Source organism: Bradyrhizobium sp. LTSP849 (genome assembly GCF_000938255.1).
Taxonomy (GTDB): Bacteria; Pseudomonadota; Alphaproteobacteria; order Rhizobiales; family Xanthobacteraceae; genus Bradyrhizobium.
In genome coordinates, this window is record NZ_JYMR01000017.1 from 50,999 (window position 1) to 73,031 (window position 22,033).

Genomic DNA, 22,033 nt, shown 5'->3' on the forward strand with positions numbered 1-22,033 from the left:
CTGTCAGCACCCGAGCTTGTCGGCGACGCCGCCAAAATCCCTGGCGACGATGTCCCAGTTGCCGGTGGCTTCAAAATCGATCTTTTGCAGTGGGCCGTACTCGGTCGGGCGCGCGACGAAGGCGGTCTTCAGGCCATGGCTCTGCGCCGCCTTGAGATCGTAATTGTGCGCCGCGACCATCATGACCTCTTCGGGCTTGAGGCCGAGCAGCCGGGCGGCGCCGAGATAGGTTTCGGGATCGGGCTTGTAGTGCTCGAACAGCTCGGCCGACATGACGAGGTCCCAGGGGAGACCCGCAAACTTCGCCATGTTGGTGAGCAGCGCGACATTGCCGTTCGACAGCGGCGAGATCACGAATTTCGTCTTCAGCCGCGTCAGGCCGGCGACGCTGTCGGGCCAGGGATGCAGGCGATGCCAGCCCTTGGTGATGTAGTCGAGGTCAGCCTCGGTCAGCCCCTCGATCGCAAACTTCTCGACCAGCCTGTCCAGCGAGCGGCGGTGCAGGACGTCGAGGATGACATAGCCGCGCTCGGGGTGCTTGCGCACGTCATCCATGGCGGCCATGTACATGCCGCGCCAGCCGTCGACCAAAGCGGTCCAGTCAGCGGTGATGCCGCGGCCCTTGCCCCACCACATCAAATCGGCAATCAGGCTGGTACGCCAGTCCACGACGGTGCCGAACACGTCGAACACGAGGGCTTTAACGGCTGAGAGATCGGACATGGGAGCTTCCCTCCACGCTCGTCATTCCGGGATGCGCCGTTAGGCGCAGGCCCGGAATCCATAATCCCGGCTGGTGGTTATGGATTCCGGGCTCGACGCTTCGCGTCGCCCCGGAATGACGGCAGTTGTTATTGCCTTGTTTAGTCCAAATGGAACTTCGCGAGTTCGCGGTGCTCGGCCTTGATGTAGCGCACGGTGCCGGTGACGGAGCGCATCACGACCGTCTCGGTCTCGATCACGCCGTCCTTGCGGAATTTCACGCCTGACAGCAGCGAGCCCGTGGTGACGCCGGTGGCGGCGAACAGGCAATCGCCGCGCGCCATGTCCTCGATGCCGTAGATCATCTTGGGATCGTTGACGCCCATCTTGGCAGCGCGCTCGCGCTTCTCGTCGGAGTCGAGGATCAGCCGGCACTGCATCTGGCCGCCGATGCAGCGCAGCGCCACGGCCGCGAGCACGCCTTCCGGCGCGCCGCCGGTGCCGAGATACATGTCGACGCCGGTGTTATCGGGGTCAGCGCAGTGGATCACGCCGGCGACGTCGCCGTCGGTGATGAGGCGCACGGCAGCGCCGGTCGAGCGCACGCTCTCGATGATGCTGGCATGGCGCGGACGATCGAGCACCAGCACGGTGATCCCCTCCGCCGTGACGCCCTTGGCCTTGGCGAGGCGGCGGACGTTTTCCGCCGGCGTGGCGTCGAGCTCGACGACGCCCTTGGCGTAACCGGGACCGACCGCAAGCTTCTGCATGTAGACGTCGGGCGCGTGCAGCAGCGTGCCGCCGTCGGCCATCGCCATGGTGGCAATCGAGCCCGGCATGTTCTTGGCGCACAGCGTGGTGCCTTCGAGCGGGTCGACCGCGATGTCGACCTTCGGGCCGGCGTTCATCCCGACCTTCTCGCCGATGAAGAGCATCGGCGCCTCGTCGCGCTCGCCCTCGCCGATCACGATTGTGCCCTCGATCGGCAGCTTATTCAGCTCGCGCCGCATCGCGTCCACCGCGGCCTGGTCGGCCGCCTTCTCATTGCCGTGCCCGCGCAACCGCGCCGAAGACACCGCCGCCCGCTCCGTCACGCGCACGATCTCCAGCGTGAGAATGCGCTCGAGCAACGCTTGCGGCGGGACTGAAATATGGGTCGACATCGGCTCACTCCTTCAAAACGGTTCGGGACAGAAATCTCTGCCCGCATTAACTCGCAACACTTGCGGTTCGTTCGAACCGCTTGACTTCAGTTCTTCTCGATCCGGATCACCTGCGGTCGTCCGCTGATCACCTTGTCGCGCTGCACGGCTGCGAGTGCGCGGCGCACCGCGTCCTCATGCGTCGCATAGGTGATCAGGATGACGGGCACGGGCACCGCCTTGCCATCTGCCGGCGCAGCGCCGCCATTGGGATGACGCTGCACGATCGACTCGATCGAAATCTTCTGTTCCGCAAGCCGGGTCGCGATCGCGGCCGCCGTGCCGGGGAAATCGCGCGCCAAAAGGCGGATATAGTAGCCGCCCTCGTGGCGCTCCATTGGCGCCTTCTTGGTGTCGCGCAGATGCGAGATCGGCCGGCCGAACGGATTGGCGCGGATGCCGCGCGCGACGTCGGCGATATCGGCGACGACGGCAGATGCGGTCGCAGCTCCGCCTGCCCCCGGGCCCACCAGCGTGATCGGCGGAATGCCCTCGCCATCGATCGTGACCGCATTGGTGACACCCATCACCTGCGCGATCGAGGAGGATTTTGGAACCATGGTCGGGTGCACGCGCTGCTCGATGCCCTTTGCAGTGCGAACCGCAACGCCAAGCAGCTTGAGCCGGTAACCGAGATCGTCAGCGGCGCGCAGATCTTCCGGCGCGATGGAGGAGATACCTTCGACATACACCGCACTTTGAGCAACTTTCGTGCCGAAAGCGAGGCTGGCGAGAATGGCAAGTTTTTGCGCGGTATCGTGGCCGTCGACGTCGAAGGACGGATTGGCCTCGGCATAGCCGAGCCGCTGCGCGTCCTTCAGGCATTCCGCGAAGGACAGGCCCTCCTGCTCCATCCGCGTCAGGATGTAATTACAGGTGCCGTTGAGGATGCCGTAGACGCGGTTGATGCCGGTTCCAGCAAGACCCTCGCGTAACGTCTTGATGACGGGGATCGCAGCGCCGACCGCTGCCTCGAAATTCAGCGCGCCGCCGTGCTTTTCGGCGGCCTTGGCGAGCTTGAGACCGTGCTTCGCCAGGAGCGCCTTGTTGGCGGTGACGACGGACTTTCCGGCATTCAGCGCAGCCTCGACCGCCGACAGCGCGGGATCGCCGGCGCCGCCCATCAGCTCGACGAAGCAGTCGATGCCGGGATGGGTCGCCAGTGCGATCGGATCCTTGACCCATTCGACGCCGCGCAGGTCGATGCCGCGTTTCTTCGCCTTCGAGCGCGCGGTGACGGCGACGACGCGAATGCCCCGGCCGCTGCGGCCCGCGAGCACGCGGGCTTGCGTTTCAATCAATCGGACAACTTCGGCGCCCACGGTGCCGAGCCCCGCTATGCCCACTTTCAGGGGTGCGACCATGATGCTTTGCGAAAACCTGTCGAAGAGAATTAACGCCGGTTGGCGAGCGGAACGACGTTGTGCAACGTTTCGATGCCGCTTTCAAGGAAGCGGCGCACGCCGCGCGCGGCCTGCCTGATCCGTTGCTCGTTTTCCACCATGGCGATGCGGACATATCCTTCACCATGCTCGCCGAAGCCGACGCCGGGCGAGACCACGACGCCGGATTTCTCCACCATCAAGGTTGCGAACTGCATGCTGCCGACGCTGCGGAACGCCTCCGGCAGCGGCGCCCAGGCGAACATCGAGGCATCCGGCGGCGGGATCTCCCAGCCGGCCCGGCCAAAGGACTCCACCAGCGCCTCGCGGCGCTTGCGATAGGTGTCGCGCATCTCCTTGATGCAATCGTCAGGACCGTTCAACGCAGCGGTCGCGGCGACCTGCACCGGCGTGAAGGCGCCGTAGTCGAGATAGGATTTGACGCGGGCGAGCGCTGCGATCACGCGCTCATTGCCGACTGCAAAACCCATGCGCCAGCCGGCCATCGAATAGGTCTTCGACATCGAGGTGAATTCGACGGTGACGTCGATCGCGCCGGGCACCTGGAGCACCGAGGGCGGCGGGTTGCTCTCGTCGAAATAGACCTCGGCATAAGCGAGATCGGACAGGATCAGGATCTCGTGCTTCTTCGCGAACGCGACAAGGTCCTTGTAGAAGTCGAGGCTCGCGACATAGGCGGTCGGGTTCGAGGGATAGCAGACGACCAGCGCAAGCGGCTTCGGGATCGAATGCACGATCGCCCGCTCCACCGCCTCGAAGAATTGCGGCGTCGGCTCCGAGGGCACCGAGCGGATCACGCCGCCTGCCATCAAAAAGCCGAAGGCATGAATCGGGTAGCTCGGGTTCGGACAGAGCACGACGTCGCCAGGCGCGGTGATCGCCTGCGCCACGTTGGCAAAGCCCTCCTTGGAGCCGAGCGTCGCAACGACCTGAGTGTCGGGGTTGAGCTTCACACCGAAGCGGCGCTCATAATAGGCGGCCTGAGCCCGGCGCAGGCCGGGGATGCCCCGGGAGGCCGAGTAGCGGTCGGTGCGCGGCTTGCCCAGCGTCTCCTTGAGCTTCTCCAGCACATGCGGCGGCGCCGGCAGGTCCGGGTTGCCCATGCCGAGGTCGATGATGTCGGCGCCGGCATTCCGCGCGGCCGCCTTGGCCCGGTTGACCTGCTCGAATACGTAAGGCGGAAGGCGGCGGATGCGGTAAAAATCTTCCATGGGTCCAGACATCGGTTCTTGCGGCTCCGGGCAACCGGTCAGGGCAGAATCGAAAGGCCGCGACGGACCTTCGGAGAGGCCTCGGCCCTTTCGTAAAAATCACTCAAAATCAAATAGTTGGAGTGATTTTCGGCGACAGGGACTGAAGTCCTTCGCTCTGACTCTCGGCTGAATTGAGGTCTTTTTAGCACGGAGTGGCGGGGGCGCCAGCGATTACCTTGCGGCGCCTTTACTTGGCATCCTTACTTGGCATCCTTGGCATCCTTGGCGGCCACGGCCTGACGGTCGCGGGCGGCGGCCAGCTCTGCCTCGATCTTGGCGCGCTGGTCGGGCGGAATGATCGCTTGATCACGATCCGGCGGCAGGTCGTGCACCGGCAAATAGGCGTTGGGGTCCTTGGGATGCGCTTGCGCATCGGTGGGTGTCATGTCCGCGAGCTGACTCGAGCAGCCGCCCAACGCGAGCGCCGCGATCAGCAGCGCGCCGCAGATCGGCAGCGACTTTTGCAGGTCCCATAACGCCAACACTTGGGAAATCCCCTACTCGTCCCATGCACGGCTGCTGGAGCTTAACCCAACACCCTGCCCAAGCTCAAACCATTGCTGCCCACAAATGGTACGAGCGAGAAAACATAAGGCCCACGCCCAAGGGGTGCACCCCGATTGTGACAAAACCAAGAAGCTTTGTCGCAGTGCAGCACATCTTCGCGCGTGTTTAGCGCCAAACATGCGAGCTTCGCGGTGACGAATACAGAATGAATCGTTACTGTTCTGCTCATGAGTACCGCCACCACCGACACGCCCAAACCCGAGACGAAGTTCGATGCGGAAGCCTTCGCGATGAATGTCGCGCGGGCCATGGAGAGCGGCGGCAAGGCGCTCGCCGCCTATCTGAAGCCGCGCGAAAGCGGCGAGGTACAGGATCGTCCGCCAGCCGAGCTCACCGAAGTCGTCAAGACCTTCACGTCGGTCGCCGAATACTGGCTGTCCGATACGTCGCGCTCGTCCGACCTCCAGACCAAGCTCGCTAAGGATTATCTCGACCTCTGGGGTTCGGCGGCGCGGCGGATGGCCGGCCAGGACGCTGCTCCCGCGATCGCGCCCTCGCCGCGCGACAAGCGCTTTGCCGATCCGGAATGGAAGTCGAACCAGTTCTTCGATTTCATGATGCAGCTCTATCTGCTCACAGCCAAATGGGCACAGGAGCTGGTGCACGACGCCGAGCTCGATCCGCAGACCCGCCGCAAGGCCGAATTCTACATGCTACAGGTCACCAACGCGATCTCGCCGTCGAATTTCGTGCTGACCAATCCGGAGGTGCTGCGCGAGACGGTCGCAAGCAGCGGCGAGAATCTCGCGCGCGGCCTGACGATGCTGGCCGAGGACATCGCGGCCGGCAAGGGCATGCTGAAGATCCGCCAGTCCAATCCGGACAACCTCGTCGTCGGCGTCAACATGGCGACGACGCCGGGCAAGGTGATCTACCAGAACGAGATGATGCAGCTGATCCAGTATTCGCCGGCGACGGAGAACGTGCTGCGCACGCCGCTGTTGATCATCCCGCCCTGGATCAACAAGTTCTACATCCTCGATCTCAAGCCGGAAAAATCCTACGTCAAGTGGTGCGTCGACCAGGGCATCACCGTGTTCGTGATCTCATGGGTCAATCCCGACAAGCGGCTCGGCACCAAGAGCTGGGAAGACTACATGAAGGAAGGCCCACTCGCGGCGATGGACGTGATCGAGCGGATCACCGGCGAGATGAAGGTGCACACGGCCGGCTATTGCGTCGGCGGCACGATGCTCGCGACCACGCTGGCCTGGCTCGCCGAGAAGCGCCGCCAGCGCGTCAGCTCGGCGACGTTCTTTGCGGCTCAAGTGGACTTCACCCATGCTGGCGACCTCCTGGTCTTCGTCGACGAGGAGCAGGTCGCAGCCCTAGAGAAGGACATGAAGGCGTCCGGCGTGCTCGAAGGCTCGAAGATGGCGATGGCCTTCAACATGCTGCGCTCCAACGATTTGATCTGGTCCTACGTCGTCAGCAACTATCTGAAAGGCAAGCAGCCGAGCGCATTCGACCTGTTGCACTGGAATTCGGACGCAACCCGCATGACCGCGTCGAACCATTCCTATTATCTGCGCAATTGCTATCTGGAGAACCGGTTGTCGACGGGCACGATGGTGCTCGACAACACCCTGCTCGATCTCTCCAAGGTCATGGTGCCTGTCTACAATCTCGCCACCCGCGAAGATCACATCGCGCCGGCGGAATCGGTGCTGTACGGCTCGCAGTTCTTCGGCGGCCCGGTGAAATATGTGCTGTCCGGCTCCGGCCACATCGCAGGCGTTGTCAATCCGCCCGCCTCGAACAAGTACCAGTACTGGACCAACGACAACATCAAGGACGTCAGCGTCGCAGACTGGATGAAGGGCGCGGTCGAGCACAAGGGCTCGTGGTGGCCGGACTGGCGCGAATGGCTGGGCGGGCTCGATCCCGAGGAGGTCCCGGCGCGCGCCGTCGGCAGCGAGGCGCTGCCCCCGATCGAGGACGCGCCCGGCAGCTATGTCAGGGTTCGCGCATAGCGCAACGGCGCGCGCTTTCGTATAAGCTCACGACATCGATTTTGGAGGGGACCGGACTATGACGCGCGAATTGTTCTGGCTGACGTGTACGGTGATCCTGACCGGAATCCTCTGGGTTCCCTACACCATCAATCGCTGTCAGATTCGGGGGCTCGGTGGCGCGATGGCCAACCCCTCGCGCGGCGACAAGCCGCAATCGGAGTGGGCGAACCGGCTGATGTTCGCGCATGACAACGCGGTCGAGAACCTCGTGCTGTTCGCGCCGCTGGTGCTGATCCTGAACGCGATCGATTATTCCTCGAAATGGACGGTGCTCGCCTGCGCGGTCTATTTCTGGTCACGCGTCGCGCATCTGATCGTCTATGCGCTCGGGGTCCCGGTGTTCCGCACACTGGCCTTCACCGTCGGCTTCCTCGCCCAGGCCGTGCTGGCGCTGGCGATCTTCAAGATCGTCTAGGATTGGGCGATGCCGGCATCAGGCCGGCTTGCGAACGACCAGATTCAGCATGTCGGCTGGCGTCTGGTCGAAACTCTGGATGACGGAGGTCTCCGACGTCAGCGTGATCCAGGGGCCCGCACTGGCGTAGGTCGCTTCCAGCCACTCGGGCGATGCATAGTTGTAGTACCGCCCCAAGCTGTCCCGCCCATCGCTCTCGCCCATCTTGTAGCTGGCGTAAAACACGCCTGACGGTTTGAGGGCGCGATGAATCCGAGCAAGGATGCCGGCGAGCTCGTCGCGCGGCACGTGCAGCAGACAGGCGCTTGCCCAGACGCCGTCATAGGCCTGTTGCGCATCCAGTTCGTCGAACCGCATCGCCTCGACGGGGTGACCGAGCCGTCCCGCGGCGATCTCGGCCATTTCCGGCGAGCCGTCGGTCGCACGCACCGAAAAACCTTCGGCCAGCATCACTGCCGAATGATTGCCGGCGCCGCAGCCGAGCTCCAGGATCGCGCCACCGGGCGGCAGCAGGGCCAGAAAACTCCGCAGCCGCGTCGAGGGCGCCTTCGCCCAGTCCGCATAGGACTGGGCGTTGCTCCGATAGAATTGCAGCGTGGTCTCGTCCATGGTGTCACTCGCTCCGGAGCGCAGCCCTGCTCTGCCGGCTACCCATCATCAGCCGCAACTGTTGCCGACAGATAACACTGCGGCAAAAACAGACCGGTGCGACAGCTTGCCAGTACAGGTTGTCACGCCTCCACAGGTATATTTGCGCATCGCAATTGATTGATTCGGAACAGACATGAATTGGAAGATTGTATCCGCGCTCGGCGCGCTTTCGCTGGCAACCGCCGCGACCCAGGCCAACGCAGCCGACCTCGCCGCTCGTCCTTACACCAAGGCGCCGCCGATGATCGCCGCCGTCTATAACTGGAGCGGCTTCTACATCGGCGCCAACGGCGGCTATGGCTCGTCGCACAAGTGCTGGGATCAGACCGTGGGCTTCGCGCCTGGCGTCGCCGAAGGCTGCCATGATGCGACGGGCGCCGTCGCCGGCGGGCAGATCGGCTATCGCTGGCAGAGCAGCGCCTTCGTGTTCGGCCTCGAGGCTCAGGGTGACTGGGCCGACCTCTCGGGCCGGAATGCGAGCACGGTGCTCGGCGTCGCGAACCGCACCCGCGTCGACGCCTTCGGCCTGTTCACCGGCCAGGTCGGCTACGCCTGGAACAATGCGCTGCTCTATGTGAAGGGCGGCGCCGCCGTTACCAGCGATCGTTACCGCGGCATCGGCACGGGTGGTCTGGCCGGGGCCGAGTTCGATGGTGCCAACGAGACCCGATGGGGCGGTGCGGTCGGCGTCGGCTTCGAATACGGCTTTACCCCGAACTGGTCGGTTGGCCTCGAATACGACCACATGTTCATGGGCCGGCGTGACGTCACCCTCACGGCCAACGGCGTGCTGGCACCTGTCGGCACGTTCTCGCGCACCGACCGCATCGGCCAGGACGTTGACCTGATCACCGCCCGCATCAACTACCGCTTCGGCGGCCCGGTCATCGCGAAGTACTAAGGGTTCGTGTCCCGGACGCGCGAAGCGCGAGCCGGGACCCAGAAGCTGCAATCAAAGCAAGAATGGGCCCCGGCTCAGCAGCGCACCGCTTCGCGCTGCGCTGCGTCCGGGGCACAAAGCCCTACTCCTCCGGCAATCCCAGCATCAGCCGCATGTTCTGCACGGCCGCGCCCGACGCGCCCTTGCCGAGATTGTCGAGCCGGGCAACCAGCACCGCCTGGTGGTACTTGTTGCTGGCGAAGACATAGAGCTCGAGCATGTTGGTCTCGTTGAGCGCCTCCGGCTCGAGCTTGCCGCCCTTGGTCGTCTCGTTCTGAAGCGGCATCACCGAGACGTATTTCGAGCCGGCGTAGCGCTTGGCCAGCGCGGCCTGGAGATCGGCGCCGCTCGGCTTGCCCGGCAGCGTGTCGAGCTGGAGCGGCACCGAGACCAGCATGCCCTGCCGGTAGTTGCCGACCGAGGGGATGAAGATCGGCCGCCGCGTCAGGTTCGAGTAGAGCTGCATCTCCGGCAGATGCTTGTGCTCGAAGCCGAGGCCATAGAGCTCGAATGACGGCGCGCTGCCGTCTTCAAAGCTCGCGATCATCGACTTGCCGCCGCCGGAATAGCCGCTCACCGCGTTGACGGTGACGGGATAGTCGGGCGGCAACAGGCCGGCATCGACGATCGGCCGCAGCAGCGCGATCGCGCCGGTCGGATAGCAGCCGGGATTAGAGACCTTTTTCGCGGCCTTGATCTTGCCGGCCTGGTCCGGTGCGAGCTCCGGAAAGCCGTAGGCCCAGTCGGGTGCGACCCGGTACGCGGTGGAGGCGTCCAGCACCTTCGGCCCCGAGGCGCCCATGCTGTCGATGAGCGCGACGGTTTCCTTGGCGGCATCGTCCGGCAGGCAGAGGATGACGAGATCCACCTCCTCCATCAGCGCCTTCTTGGCCGCAGGATCCTTGCGCTTGTCGTCGGCAATGGTCTTCACCACGACGTCACTCTGGAGCTTCAGGCGCTCGTTGATGCCGAGCCCGGTGGTGCCGGAGCCGCCGTCGACGAAGACGGTCGCGGACTTTTTTGCGACGCCCGTGGTCGGTGCTTGCTTGGCGTCAACGAGAGTCATGGCACGCTCCTTTCGAGCTTGTTGGTTTCGTCCGCGAAGGCTTCCGGCCTCACGTCCTGCATCAGTTGCGCGATCTCCCTGGCGTCGGCAGCGGGTTGCGCGCCGAGCGCATTGGCGATCGCCGTATAATCGGCGTCGGACTTGTGCTGGTTGAGCTTGAAGCTGCCTTCGACCTCTTCAACCGTCATCACCAGACCCACGATCGCCTTCTTCATCGCTTCGAACCGGCCCGCCGTCATCTTGCCCGACGTCCACGGCTTCTTCGGCAGCAGCCAGTTCTCGAACTTGTCACTGAGCGTGTCGATCTGCACCGACAGCTCGTCATCCGACAACAGCCGCACCGGCCCGCTCAAATGGACGGACTGGTAGAGCCAGGTCGGCACCTGATCCGGCGAGACGTACCAGTCAGGCGAGACATAGGCATCGGGGCCGTTGACCGCGAGCAGCCAGGAGGCCGCGCCGTCCGCAAGCTTTAGCAGCGGATTGTGACGGGCGACATGAAAGGCGACATGCGGCGTGCCGTCATCGGCGTAGGTCAGATAGAACGGCAGCGCTGATGCGATCGGCTTTTCCCCGTCGAAGGCGCACATGGTGCCGAAGCCGCGCGCGTCGGCGAATTTCAGGCTCGCGGCGCGGTCCTGCTTGAAAAATGGTGGCGTGTACATCGTGGTCTCCTGCTGGGCCTCCGTGGGGAGCCGCCGGACCAGATCGCGCTGACAGGAGAGAGAATGCCGCGGATCGGGTCCAGCGGCAAAGACGATGATCTCAAACGCGATCGACCGCCCAAACCGCTAAAGAGCGGCGGCGGCGACGGGCGAACAGGATGGTCGCGGCGTTGATCATGGCGCGCGGCTATAATGCCAGATGAGGTTTCCGTCAAGGTTCAAGGCGTCAGATTACCCGCCAGAGCCATTCCATGACCTTGGCGATCACGTCGCCGAACAGCAGCAGCGCCGCCGACCAGATCAGGGCCGAAACGAAATTGGCGACCTGGAAACTCCAATAGGGCATCTCGAAAATGCCGGCGGCGAGCGGCACCGAGGCGCGCAAGGGGCCGAAGAAGCGGCCGATGAAGATGCTGGGCACGCCCCAGCTCCGCACGAAGGCCTCACCCCTCGGGAGCAGATCCGGATACCGCGAGAGCGGCCACATCTGCGCGACCTGCTCCTTGTAGCGGTAGCCGAACCAGTAGGAGACCCAGTCGCCGAGCGCTGCCCCGATGCCGCCGGCAATCCAGAGCGGATAGAAGCTGATGCCGCTCACCCCGATCAGCGCGCCGATCGCCACCAGCGCACCCCAGGCCGGGATCAGCAACGAGATGAACGCCAGCGATTCACCGAAGGCCAGCAGGAACACGATCGGAGCGGCCCAGGCCTGGTGAGCGCGCACGAAGTCGGCCAGCGCGTGCGCAAACTGCTCCATTCCAGATAGCCTTCCCGCCCACCTCAGGGTCCTGCTCGATGAAAAGCACTGGTAAGCCAGGGACTTGTGTGACATCAAGTCACAAATCCCGGCTCTGACCGGACCGGGACGTCAAATTGACGGGAATTGGCGGGCCTGCGGCGTAAAATCGCCGGGATTGGCTCCCAACCACAGCGCCCGTCCCGCCTTGCGGTGACCTTTCCAAGCCAGAAGTGGCATAGTCACGCCAACCGATTCGCCGCTTCTGCGGCCCTCAAAGTGCATCAAAATATATGTCCAAGCAATTGAAAACCAAAGCAAAAGACGACTTGTTCGGCGCCAACGAGCCGAAGACCCGGGCGCCCGCCAAGGCGGCCCCGCGGGCAGGCGGTGCCGAAGCCGACTACACGGCGGCCGACATTGAGGTGTTGGAAGGCCTGGAACCGGTCCGGCGCCGGCCCGGCATGTACATCGGCGGCACCGACGAGAAGGCGCTGCATCACCTCTTCGCCGAAGTCATCGACAACTCGATGGACGAGGCGTTGGCGGGACACGCGACCTTCATCGGGGTCGAGCTCAGCGCGGACGGGTTCCTGACCGTCACCGACAACGGCCGTGGCATCCCGGTTGATCCGCATCCAAAATTTCCGAAGAAGTCGGCGCTCGAAGTCATCATGTGCACGCTGCATTCGGGCGGCAAGTTCGACTCCAAGGTCTACGAGACCTCGGGCGGCCTGCACGGCGTCGGCATCTCCGTGGTGAACGCCCTCTCCTCCCTGCTCGAGGTCGAGGTCGCGCGCAGCCAGAAACTCTACCGCATGACATTCGAGCGCGGCCATCCCAAGGGCAAGCTCGAGGATCTCGGCAAGATCAACAACCGCCGCGGCACGCGCGTGCGCTTCAAGCCGGATACCGACATTTTTGGCGCCAAGGCCGCGTTCAAGCCGCAGCGCCTGTTCAAGATGACGCGCTCGAAGGCCTATCTGTTCGGCGGCGTCGAGATCCGCTGGAATTGCGCGCCTGAGCTGTTGAAGGGCGTCGAGGACGTCCCGGCGGAAGCGACCTTCCACTTCCCCGGCGGCCTGAAGGATTATCTCGCAGCCGCCATCCACGCCGACACGCTGGTGCACCCCGACATCTTCTCCGGCAAGTCGGGCCGCAACGGCGCGCATGGCGCCTGCGAATGGGCGGTGGCCTGGACTGCGGACGCCGACGGCTTCCTGTCGTCCTACACCAACACCGTGCCGACGCCCGACGGCGGTACGCATGAGTCCGGCCTGCGCAGCGCGCTGCTACGCGGCCTGAAGGACCACGCCGAGCGCGTTGGTCAGGGCAAGCGCGCCGCCTCCATCACCTCGGAAGACGTGATGGTCGGTGCGGCCGTAATGCTCTCCGTGTTCGTGCGCGAGCCTGAATTCCAGGGCCAGACCAAGGATCGTCTCGCCACTGCCGAAGCGCAGCGCATCGTCGAACAGGCGATGAAGGATCCGTTCGACCATTGGCTGTCGGGCAATCCCAACATGGCCAACAGGCTGCTCGATTTCGTGGTCGATCGCGCCGAGGAGCGGCTGCGCCGGCGGCAAGAGAAAGAGACCGCGCGGAAAACCGCGGGCAAGAAGCTGCGCCTCCCGGGCAAGCTCGCCGACTGTAGCGACGCCGGCACTGAAGGCTCCGAGCTCTTCATCGTCGAGGGTGACTCGGCAGGCGGCAGCGCCAAGCAGGCGCGCGACCGCAAGACCCAGGCCGTGCTGCCGTTGCGCGGCAAGATCCTCAACGTCGCCTCCGCCGGCAAGGACAAGCTGACTGCGAACGCCCAGCTCTCCGACCTCGTGCAGGCGATCGGTTGCGGCATGCTCGCGCAGTATCGCGAAGAGGATTTGCGCTATCAGCGCATCATCATCATGACCGACGCCGACGTCGACGGTGCCCACATCGCTTCGCTGCTGATCACCTTCTTCTACCGGCAGATGCGGCCGCTGATCGACCAGGGCCACCTCTTCCTCGCGGTGCCGCCGCTCTACAAGCTGACTCACGGCACCAAGTCGATCTACGCCCGCGACGACGCGCACAAGGAGGCGCTGATCAAGAGCGAGTTCAACGCCAATGCAAAGGTCGAGGTGAATCGCTTCAAAGGCCTCGGCGAGATGATGCCGGCGCAGCTCAAGGAGACCACCATGGATCCGGCCAGGCGGACCATGCTGAAGGTGGTCCTGCTCGCCGACGACCGCGACACCACGGCGGATTCGGTGGAGCGCCTGATGGGCACCAAGGCGGAAGCGCGCTTTGCGTTCATCTCCGACAAGGCCGAGTTCGCCAACGAGGATCTGCTCGACGTCTGAAGTCGCGATTTTCCATCAAAAGCCCCGGCTCAAGGCCGGGGCTTTTTCATTTTTGGCGGCTGCACAGCGCTTTCCCGATGATTCCTGCCGAGCGATCGGCACGCGAATTCGCGACTCGGCCAACGACTCACCAGCGCCAAAGGCTGAGGCAAGACTGCCTCCGTTTCGGACAAAGCCGAATTGCTAACGAGAAGTTACCCGAAACCAAAATCCGAACATTCTACTAAGTATTTGAATCTACATCATTTTTATTGAATCTGTGATGCGCCCACAAATCCGTGCCGGCCGGCGTTTTCCGGCGACTGTGCCTGCCCTGCAACAGCATTTCGGCGAGAAGCGTCTATAGTCCGGGCATCAGATGACACGAACTTCAGTGCGCTCGCGCCTGCTACAGACCAAGTTGGGGATTTTATCATGAAGAAGATTTTGCTGGCTCTGACCGCGGTTGCGGCGATGACCGGTTCGGCCTCGGCGGCCGACCTTGCTGCCCGTCCTTACGTGAAGGCCCCGATGATGGCGCCTGTCGCCAATTGGACCGGCTTCTACATCTTCGGCGGTGGCGGCGGCGGTCTTTCGAACTCCGACCAGTCCATCCAGTCGACCGTCGGCGCGGTTCCGCTGACCATCACTCAGCGTCAGGGTGGCTCGGGCTGGTTCGGCACCGTTGGTCTCGGCTACGATTGGCAGTTCAGCGGCACCTGGGTCGCCGGCGTGTTCGCTGACGGTCAGTTCGGCAGCCTCCGCTCGACCGTGCAGGATCCGCTCCTCGGCCTCACCGGCAACCAGAAGCTGGAAGATTCCTGGGCCGCTGGTGTGCGCCTCGGCTGGCTGGTTGCTCCGAATGTTCTCTCCTACGTCAACGGCGGTTACTCGGGCGCTCACTTCGGCAGCACGGGCTTCACCACCTTGGCTGGCGGTCCGAGCGGCATCCACCTCAACGGCTACAACCGCAACGGCTTCTTCGTCGGCGGCGGTGTCGAGAACAGCCTGAACATGTTCGGTATCTCTTCGCCCGGCTGGTTCATGAAGACCGAATATCGCTCGGCCTTCTACAATGCGAAGACCCGGGACGAGCTCTCCGACGCCACCAACCTGCCGACCGGCGTCAACAGCATCCGCGCCAACAGCTGGAACCAGACGATTTCGACCTCGCTGGTCTACCGCTTCAACTGGACCGGTCCGGTCGTCGCGAAGTACTGATCTGAACGCAAGTTCAAACGTCAAAGCCCCGGCATCGTCCGGGGCTTTTTCGTTTTGGAAGGCTTGAGCGACCGATACTCGCCTTCAAGGCTCGATATGAGCGGTCGAGCGATTCTTCGATCGCTGACGAATGGGTATCGGCGATCGCCTTGCACCATCCGCGACGCCCAAGATGATCTTCCGCGCGGACATGCGTCCTCCCCGCGGCCTGCGCTCGCAGCCATTGTATCCGTACCGAAGCTACGGCTAATCTGGCCGCAAGTTTTCGCGACCTGCGGCGATCGTTCATGCCGCGAGCCGCGGCAGAAGCGGACCCATGGGGAGGAATGCATGCGCAGATTTCTGCTGATCGCAGGCCTGTTTGCTCTCACCGTCGGGCTGCTCTGGATCGGGCAAGGCACGGGCACCGTCGCCTGGCCGCGATCGAGCTTCATGGTCAACCAGCTGCAATGGGCCGGCTATGGCGCAGCCATGGCCGGTTTCGGGCTGGTGCTGATCTGGCAGAGCAACCAATAGAAGAAACCAGGGAATAAAAGCATGACATCCAGCCGGTTCGATCTCCGCGGCAAAGTCGCGATCGTCACAGGAGGCAATGGCGGCATCGGGCTCGGCCTGGCGCACGGACTAGCCGATGCCGGGGCCGATATCGCGGTGGTCGGACGTAACGAAACGAAGTCCGCCGCGGCGGTCGCAGATCTCAAGCAGCGCGGCGTCAAAGCGATCGCGGTCACAACCGACGTGACGGACAAGGCGGCGATCACCTCGATGATCGAGCGCGTGACAAAGGAGCTCGGCCGTATCGACATCCTCATCAACAACGCCGGCATGAGCATCCGCAAGCCGCCCCACGAGCTCGAGCTCGATGAATGGAACAAGGTCATCTCGACCAACCTCACCAGCGCCTTTCTGTGCTCGAAGGCCGCCTACCCCGCGCTCAAGGCGTCGGGCAACGGCAAGGTGATCAATATCGGCTCGATGATGTCGATCTTCGGCGCAAGCTTCGCGACGGCCTATGCGGCGAGCAAGGGCGGCATCGTGCAGTACACCCGCGCCTGCGCCAACGCCTGGGCGCCCGACAACATCCAGGTCAATGCCATCCTGCCAGGCTGGATCGATACTGACTTGACGCGCGGCGCACGGCAGCAAGTGTCGGGACTGCACGAGCGTGTGCTGGCGCGCACGCCTGCGGGACGCTGGGGCGACATCGACGACTTCGCGGGCATCGCGGTGTTCCTGGCCTCACCCGCGTCCGCTTTCGTCACGGGCACGGCGATCCCCGTCGATGGCGGATTCTCGGTGATGGCCTAAGACGTGTGTCCGGCCTACGAAAAAAAAGCCCCGGCATATGCCGGGGCTTTGCTCTGGCGATGGGCCCCTGACCACGCGCAACCGCTGTTGGCGATGGATGCAGGTTCACTTTCCGTACGTGCGTTGCGCGGACGCCACAAAAATAGGCAAATACTACTGACGCATTGCACTTATATGCACATAGAAGTCCATATTCCAGCTCCAGAAATGAAGCCGGAACCCCTTGCTGCGCGACCCGCAAAACGAAGGAGTGCCGGGGGAATCGCCCTGGAGCTTCGCTGTCTCACCCAAAAAGAAGCCCCGGTCGAAGCCGGGGCCTTAATTGTTGGTCGTGCTCTTTTTTGCTGATCGTTCGTTGACGTGCTCAGTAGCGCGCGATGACCGGCGCGTCGAACTTGTAGCTCGCGCGGACAACGGCCCACTGGATGTCACGCGGCTTGGCATCGAAGCTGTAATTGCCCGAGGTGCCGCCAAGCTGATAGGTCTGGCTGGCGAAGGCCGCGTAATTGTACTCGAGGCCGACGATCCAGTTGCGGGTGATGCCGTATTCCCAACCGGCGCCGACGGTCCAGCCGTTGGCCCAGTGGGTTTGACCACCCGAACCCGTGAACGGGCCGACCGTGTCGGAGACGTTGATACGGTTGTTCACGCCGGCATAGCCGCCCTTGATGTAGAAGAGGTTGTTCTGCACGGCAAAGCCGGCGCGGCCGACAACGGTCGCGAGAACGTTCGCACGCCAGCTGAAGACGTCGTCGCCAGCGCCGAACGCGGTGTTGACGACGGTGCCCTTGTTGTTGAGGCCGGAGATCGTGCCTTCCATGCCGAACACGTAGTTGTTGGCCTGCCAGTTGTAGCCGATCTGGGCGCCACCCATGATGCCGGCACTACGCTGACGATAGCCCTGGCCAGGCGTCAGATCGCCGAACGGCGCACCGACGCCATTGTTGATGAACTGCTCATTGGTCCAGGCGCCACCGATATGGCCGCCGACATAGAAGCCGGTCCAGTTGAACAGCGGCTCCGCATAAGCGGGCGCCTTCGTGTAGCGCGCGCCGAGATCGGCAGCGGAAGCGGCGCCAGTCGAAACTAGAGCGGTCGTGCAGGCGAAGGCAGCAATCAACTTGTTACGCATGGTACACCCCGTGTCCTTTGATGGCGCACGCTCACACGCAGTTCTTACTCAAATTTGAATCAAGAAAGTTAAGGCGCCGGATTCGCCAATGGCGGTCCTTGAATCCGTTGGCGCTGTTGCACGCGCGCAACGCGCGGCGCGCAATTTAACGCGAAATTATCCCTACCGAATTGCTGCGCTATGGCGCAGGTGCGGCTTTCGATTGCACATGCTCTGGCCGGACGCCGAGCGCAAGGAAGCGCGCCGGAATACCCTGGAGCCATGGCAGCGCGGTGATGAGGCGAATGATCAGCGGCACCTTCATCGGCTGGTTGCCCGGCTTCAAGGCGCCGCTGATGATGTTGTTCTGCACGACCACCTGCATCGCCTGCGTCATCTTCACCGGAAACTCGCGGCGGCGGCGCACGGCATCGAGTTCACCCTCGGATGGACAGCCGCGCGTCAGCTTGTCCGCAAGCAGGTTCGCGGTCGCGACCGCATCCTGCACGGCGAGGTTGACCCCGACGCCTCCGACTGGTGACATCGCATGCGCGGCATCGCCGATGCAGAGCAGGCCCGGCCGCGTCCAGCGTGGCAGGCGGTTGATCGCGACGGTGAGAAGCTTGACGTCGTCAAAGCTCTTCACGTCGGCAATTCCGCGCTTGAGGACCGGCGCCATGCGCACGACATCGTCGAGCAGCGCCTGCAATCCCCTCGCCTTCACCGCATCGTATTGACCCTTGGCGATGACATAGGCGCATTGCCAATAGTCGCCGCGGTCGAAGGTGATCATCATCTTGCCGGGCTCGACGCGCGCGAACACATTCTCGGTCTCGTCGGGAGTCCGCCCGGCGCGGAACCACAGGACGTCCATCGGCGCGCCGATCTCCTCGACCTCGAGGCCCGCGCGCTCGCGCACCGTGGAATGCCGGCCGTCGCAGGCGATGGTGAGGTCGGCCTCGATGTCAACGATGCCATCCGGCGTCCTCGCACGCACGCCGGCGATGGTCTCGCCGCGGCGGATCAGGTCGACCGCCTCCGTGCTCATCATCACCTTGAGCGCGGCGAAGCGCTGGCCCGCCTCGCGCAGGAAGTTCAGAAAATCCCATTGCGGCATGAAGGCGATGAAAGGGTATTTCGTGTTGAGCCGGCCAAGATCGGCGATCCGCACCGGCGTGCCGCCGAACAGGCCGTCCATCTTCTGCAAGCGCTGATGCGGCAGCTTCAAAAATCCGTCGATCAGGCCGAGCTCGTCCATCACCTGAAGCGTCGAGGGATGCACGGTGTCGCCGCGAAAGTCACGGAAGAAATCGGCATGCTTCTCCAGCACCACGACATCGATGCCGGCGCGTCCCAGGAGATAGCCGAGCATCATGCCCGCCGGCCCGCCGCCGACGATGCAGCACCGGGCTTTTAGGGAGCGCGATGCGGGGTGATCCGATGTGGCTGTGTCCATAATCCTGCTCCGCTGGCACTTCGATCTGCAATACGGATTGTAGCGCCAGCCTGCGTCACGGATAGGCCCCCTGACAACGTCCAAGATGTGTTCGGGACCGCGCGCAGAAGATCGATCCGTCATCCTGAGGTGCGAGATTCGCGGTGCAAGCGCACCGCGGAGCGAGCCTCGAAGGATGGACGGCCGAGATGCAGCCGGGCCGCACATCCTTCGAGGCTCGGCTTGCTGTGCGTTGCACCGCAAGCCTCACACCTCAGGATGACGGGTTGGGAGTGTACGCGCTGGATCGACGACGCCGCTCAATTGTTGCTGCGGTTAGCCGTCCGAAAGCTCTTGATCTCCGACACGCTGCCGTCGCGATAGGTCAATTCGACCGACATGAACTGCGTCGCTGGCGGAAGCTTCTGATAGAGCAGCATGCCGGCCGAGATAGCGGAGGGATCCCTGAGATCGCAGGGCGGCATCTTCAGCACCTGGTTGGGCACGGCGCTGTCGATGCCGATGCGCACCTCGCGGATGGCGCAACGGTAGGAGACGAGGTGCGTGTAGTAGACGAGCAGCCCGTTGAACTCGCGGAATGACAGCCAGCTCGTGGCGGTCATGTCGAGGATCTTGCGCTGGTCGCGGATCAGCGCGGCCTCGGGATCGAACTTGATCGGGAACGGCCCCTGCATGTCGCCGGATTGATCGACATAGCGGACCTCGATGGTGCCGGCCGCAGCGTCCGGCGGCAGCTCGATCGACGGGTTCGGCACTCGCTTGCGCGTGCGCGGATCGAGCGTATCGATGAAGCCCGTCTCGCGGAAATCGCCATTGCCGGCCATGCGCCACGAAATTCCGATCGTGGGATCAGCAAAGGAAAACACCACCGACCAGCCGCCATTATGGCGCGAGAAGCTCGCGATCGGCGCGTTGGTGGTTTCCTCCTTCGGTACGCGCGGCACCGACACCGGCGGCAGTGCCGCAACCTTCTGTGGCGGCGGATCGGCCGGCCGCGCCGCGGCCGCTGCGGCTGCATCCTTGGCGATACCGCTGAGGAAGACGTCGTCGACCATCTGGTCGAAATAGACCGGCACCTGCTTGTGCTTGACGGTGTCGGCCATTTCGCTGACCAGACGTCGCGTGCGCTGCGCCACCTGCACGAGATTCTCGCCGGGCTGGAGCAGCTCTCTCGCGAAGGTGCGTGTGAACACCGAATTGGGATTGGCGTCGTCGTTGGACAGACGATCGAGCGCGGTCTGGCGCGGACCTGCGGAGAACACCGAGAACACGCCCTCGGGCAATTGCGTCATCGGCGCGAGCCCGCCGCTGCCGGCGACTGCGCGGGTGCCGCTACGCTCGAACGGATTGTTGCGGCAGGCATCGAACACCAGGATCGAGGTTCGCGCCTTCTTGTTCTGGAGACGCTCGACGATGCGGTCGGCGAGAATGGAAGCGTCGCGCACCAGCTCTTCCTGGCCTTCGCTCGCCGCCGGCACGTCGGTCGGCAGCAGATAGTTCTGGCCCGCGATCTCGAAGCCGTGGCCGGCGTAGAAGAAGAACGCGGTGTCACCGGGCTCGATCGTCCTGTCGAAGGCGAGCAGCGTCTCGGAGAATTGCTGCCGGTTCTGATTTTCGGCCACCATCACCGAGAAGCCGAGCTGCTTGAGCGTGTCGCCCATGGTGCGGGCGTCGTTGACGGCCTTCAAAAGTTTCGGAACGTTCTTGTAATCGTTGTTGCCGACAACGAGCGCAACGCGCTTTTCGGCGTATGCGGCGCTTGCGAAGCCGCTGAGGCTCGCCGCCAGGCCAAGCGCTGCCAGAATTCTGAAAAGCCGACGCGTCATCGTGACATTCCCGTTGCAGGACGGCTCCCCACGGCTCCCTCGACGAGCTCATCGGGAACCTTGCGCCGCTGATGTGATAGTCGGTCCAGCCTGAGCGGCGGTTCAACCGGCCTGGGTCGCCGATCCACCATTTGGCCTATGGCAGATTCCAGTGGAATCTGCTTTTTCTTAGGCACGATTCCGTTCGAGACGGGGGCTGTCGTGTATCGCTGGTGTACGGACGAGGTCGAGCCGCATGAACGCTTCGACTATTGGCGCGAGGTGCGCGCCAAGGGACTGTTCGGGGTCACGGCGGAGCTTGAGCGCGAACGGCGGGCTGACTTTTTCGGCGAATTCTCGCTGAGCCAGGTCGGCAATGGCGGCCTGGTCGAGCTGAAGGCCTCATCCTACACTGTGGAACGGAGCCAGGCCGACATCGCCTACGCGCCCGGCGACAGCATCTGCGTCTACCAGCAGCTGGGCGACGGTGGCTGGTTCGGCGGCATGCGCGGCAGCGATTTCGCGATCGCCAATGGCAGCTTCGCGACCAGCCATACCGACCTGCCCTACCGCACCACGCCGCTGGGCGCTGCCGGATTTCACCTGCGGATCCTGAAGATCCCCGTGAGCGGCCTCGCGACGCAGGACAAGCGCATGGGCGAGCTTGCGCCCAAGATTTTTAGTGATCCCGCCTTGGCGCCCCTGCTCGATGCCTGCTTTGCCGATCTCGGCGAGGTCGCTGCCAACAATGGTTCGTCTGCGGCCACGCCCCTCGTGCAGGCGCTGGGCCATCTGGCGCTGATCGAGCGCGGCATCGTCAGGCCCGGCAGCCGGCGCGGACAGGCCGCGCTCCGGACCGCCCGCCTGTCGCTGGCGCGCCACCTGATCGCGCGCCACCTGAAAGACCCGGATCTCGCGCCGGCGCAGGTGGCCGACCTGCTCGGCGTCTCCGTGCGCCACCTACACATGCTGTTCGAGGCCGCCGACCGCAGCTTCTCGCAGACGGTGACGGAAGAGCGGCTGAACCAGAGCCGCCGCCTGATGCGCGAGGCGCCGGAGCGGCTGATCGCGGATATCGCGACCTCCTGTGGCTTCGAAAGCCTGGCGACCTATTACCGGGTCTTCAATGCCGCCTACGGCATGGCGCCCGGCGATTTCCGGGCCCAGGCCTCGGAGGCGCGCTGACCGCCTCATGGCCG

The 22,033-nt window shown here is 63.9% G+C and carries 20 protein-coding genes; 8 read left to right on the forward strand and 12 right to left on the reverse strand.

All coding sequences use genetic code 11. The features are described from left to right. Positions 1-3: 3 nt before the first annotated feature. The 5 genes from UB31_RS12745 to UB31_RS12765 all read right to left on the reverse strand — a co-directional run bounded on the left by UB31_RS12745 (position 4) and on the right by UB31_RS12765 (position 5,045). Positions 4-723 (reverse strand): haloacid dehalogenase type II, encoded by a 720-nt coding sequence (locus UB31_RS12745; protein WP_045011072.1) that lies wholly within the window; start codon positions 721-723, stop codon positions 4-6. 140 nt (positions 724-863) lie between these two features. After that, positions 864-1,865: a class II fructose-bisphosphatase gene (gene glpX, locus UB31_RS12750; protein ID WP_044999984.1), complete on the reverse strand. Its 1,002-nt coding sequence runs from the start codon at positions 1,863-1,865 to the stop codon at positions 864-866. A gap of 86 nt (positions 1,866-1,951) precedes the next feature. Continuing rightward, positions 1,952-3,268 carry a homoserine dehydrogenase gene (locus UB31_RS12755; protein WP_045011073.1) on the reverse strand — a complete coding sequence of 439 codons (1,317 nt, stop codon included), beginning with the start codon at positions 3,266-3,268 and terminating at the stop codon, positions 1,952-1,954. Positions 3,269-3,297: 29 nt separating this feature from the next. Next, positions 3,298-4,518: an LL-diaminopimelate aminotransferase gene (locus UB31_RS12760; protein WP_044999986.1), complete on the reverse strand. Its 1,221-nt coding sequence runs from the start codon at positions 4,516-4,518 to the stop codon at positions 3,298-3,300. A 242-nt stretch (positions 4,519-4,760) separates the two neighbouring features. After that, positions 4,761-5,045 (reverse strand): hypothetical protein, encoded by a 285-nt coding sequence (locus UB31_RS12765; protein ID WP_045011074.1) that lies wholly within the window; start codon positions 5,043-5,045, stop codon positions 4,761-4,763. A gap of 249 nt (positions 5,046-5,294) precedes the next feature. Between UB31_RS12765 and UB31_RS12770 the strand changes: the two genes are divergently transcribed. Then, a complete protein-coding gene (locus UB31_RS12770) occupies positions 5,295-7,100 on the forward strand; it encodes a PHA/PHB synthase family protein (RefSeq protein WP_045011075.1) in 1,806 nt (601 codons plus the stop codon). Positions 7,101-7,158: 58 nt separating this feature from the next. Further along, positions 7,159-7,557 (forward strand): MAPEG family protein, encoded by a 399-nt coding sequence (locus tag UB31_RS12775; protein ID WP_045011076.1) that lies wholly within the window; start codon positions 7,159-7,161, stop codon positions 7,555-7,557. Positions 7,558-7,575: 18 nt separating this feature from the next. On the opposite strand, the gene UB31_RS12780 is transcribed toward UB31_RS12775, so the two are convergent. Then, complete coding sequence (locus tag UB31_RS12780; RefSeq protein WP_045011077.1) at positions 7,576-8,166, reverse strand: class I SAM-dependent methyltransferase; 591 nt, start codon at positions 8,164-8,166, stop codon at positions 7,576-7,578. A gap of 175 nt (positions 8,167-8,341) precedes the next feature. On the opposite strand from UB31_RS12780, the gene UB31_RS12785 reads away from it, so the two are divergent. Further along, positions 8,342-9,109, forward strand: a complete 768-nt coding sequence (locus UB31_RS12785; protein ID WP_045011078.1) for an outer membrane protein — start codon at positions 8,342-8,344, stop codon at positions 9,107-9,109. Positions 9,110-9,230: 121 nt separating this feature from the next. On the opposite strand, the gene argC is transcribed toward UB31_RS12785, so the two are convergent. The 3 genes from argC to UB31_RS12800 all read right to left on the reverse strand — a co-directional run bounded on the left by argC (position 9,231) and on the right by UB31_RS12800 (position 11,636). Further along, positions 9,231-10,214: an N-acetyl-gamma-glutamyl-phosphate reductase gene (gene argC / locus UB31_RS12790; RefSeq protein ID WP_045011079.1), complete on the reverse strand. Its 984-nt coding sequence runs from the start codon at positions 10,212-10,214 to the stop codon at positions 9,231-9,233. Continuing rightward, a complete protein-coding gene (locus UB31_RS12795; protein WP_045011080.1) occupies positions 10,211-10,879 on the reverse strand; it encodes an FMN-binding negative transcriptional regulator in 669 nt (222 codons plus the stop codon). The genes argC and UB31_RS12795 overlap by 4 nt, the downstream gene beginning before the upstream one ends. A gap of 226 nt (positions 10,880-11,105) precedes the next feature. Beyond that, positions 11,106-11,636 (reverse strand): DedA family protein, encoded by a 531-nt coding sequence (locus UB31_RS12800; RefSeq protein WP_045011081.1) that lies wholly within the window; start codon positions 11,634-11,636, stop codon positions 11,106-11,108. Between the two features lie 272 nt (positions 11,637-11,908). On the opposite strand from UB31_RS12800, the gene parE reads away from it, so the two are divergent. The 4 genes from parE to UB31_RS12820 all read left to right on the forward strand — a co-directional run bounded on the left by parE (position 11,909) and on the right by UB31_RS12820 (position 16,462). Continuing rightward, positions 11,909-13,954 carry a DNA topoisomerase IV subunit B gene (parE, locus tag UB31_RS12805; protein ID WP_045011082.1) on the forward strand — a complete coding sequence of 682 codons (2,046 nt, stop codon included), beginning with the start codon at positions 11,909-11,911 and terminating at the stop codon, positions 13,952-13,954. 414 nt (positions 13,955-14,368) lie between these two features. Continuing rightward, on the forward strand, positions 14,369-15,154 hold the full coding sequence (locus UB31_RS12810; RefSeq protein WP_045011083.1) for an outer membrane protein: 786 nt from the start codon (positions 14,369-14,371) through the stop codon (positions 15,152-15,154). 330 nt (positions 15,155-15,484) lie between these two features. Continuing rightward, positions 15,485-15,670, forward strand: a complete 186-nt coding sequence (locus UB31_RS12815; RefSeq protein WP_044999997.1) for a hypothetical protein — start codon at positions 15,485-15,487, stop codon at positions 15,668-15,670. Positions 15,671-15,691: 21 nt separating this feature from the next. Beyond that, the gene (locus UB31_RS12820) at positions 15,692-16,462 is read left to right on the forward strand and encodes an SDR family NAD(P)-dependent oxidoreductase (RefSeq protein WP_045011084.1); all 771 of its coding nucleotides are present in this window, start codon (positions 15,692-15,694) and stop codon (positions 16,460-16,462) included. A 364-nt stretch (positions 16,463-16,826) separates the two neighbouring features. Here the strand turns inward: UB31_RS12820 and UB31_RS12825 are convergent, their stop codons facing one another. The 3 genes from UB31_RS12825 to UB31_RS12835 form a co-directional block, all read right to left on the reverse strand. After that, positions 16,827-17,594, reverse strand: a complete 768-nt coding sequence (locus UB31_RS12825; RefSeq protein ID WP_045011085.1) for an outer membrane protein — start codon at positions 17,592-17,594, stop codon at positions 16,827-16,829. Positions 17,595-17,772: 178 nt separating this feature from the next. Next, complete coding sequence (locus UB31_RS12830; protein WP_082078509.1) at positions 17,773-19,029, reverse strand: FAD-dependent oxidoreductase; 1,257 nt, start codon at positions 19,027-19,029, stop codon at positions 17,773-17,775. 299 nt (positions 19,030-19,328) lie between these two features. Then, positions 19,329-20,855 carry a caspase family protein gene (locus UB31_RS12835; RefSeq protein ID WP_045011087.1) on the reverse strand — a complete coding sequence of 509 codons (1,527 nt, stop codon included), beginning with the start codon at positions 20,853-20,855 and terminating at the stop codon, positions 19,329-19,331. A gap of 201 nt (positions 20,856-21,056) precedes the next feature. On the opposite strand from UB31_RS12835, the gene UB31_RS12840 reads away from it, so the two are divergent. Beyond that, a complete protein-coding gene (locus UB31_RS12840; RefSeq protein ID WP_045011088.1) occupies positions 21,057-22,019 on the forward strand; it encodes a helix-turn-helix transcriptional regulator in 963 nt (320 codons plus the stop codon). The last annotated feature ends 14 nt before the right edge of the window (positions 22,020-22,033 follow it).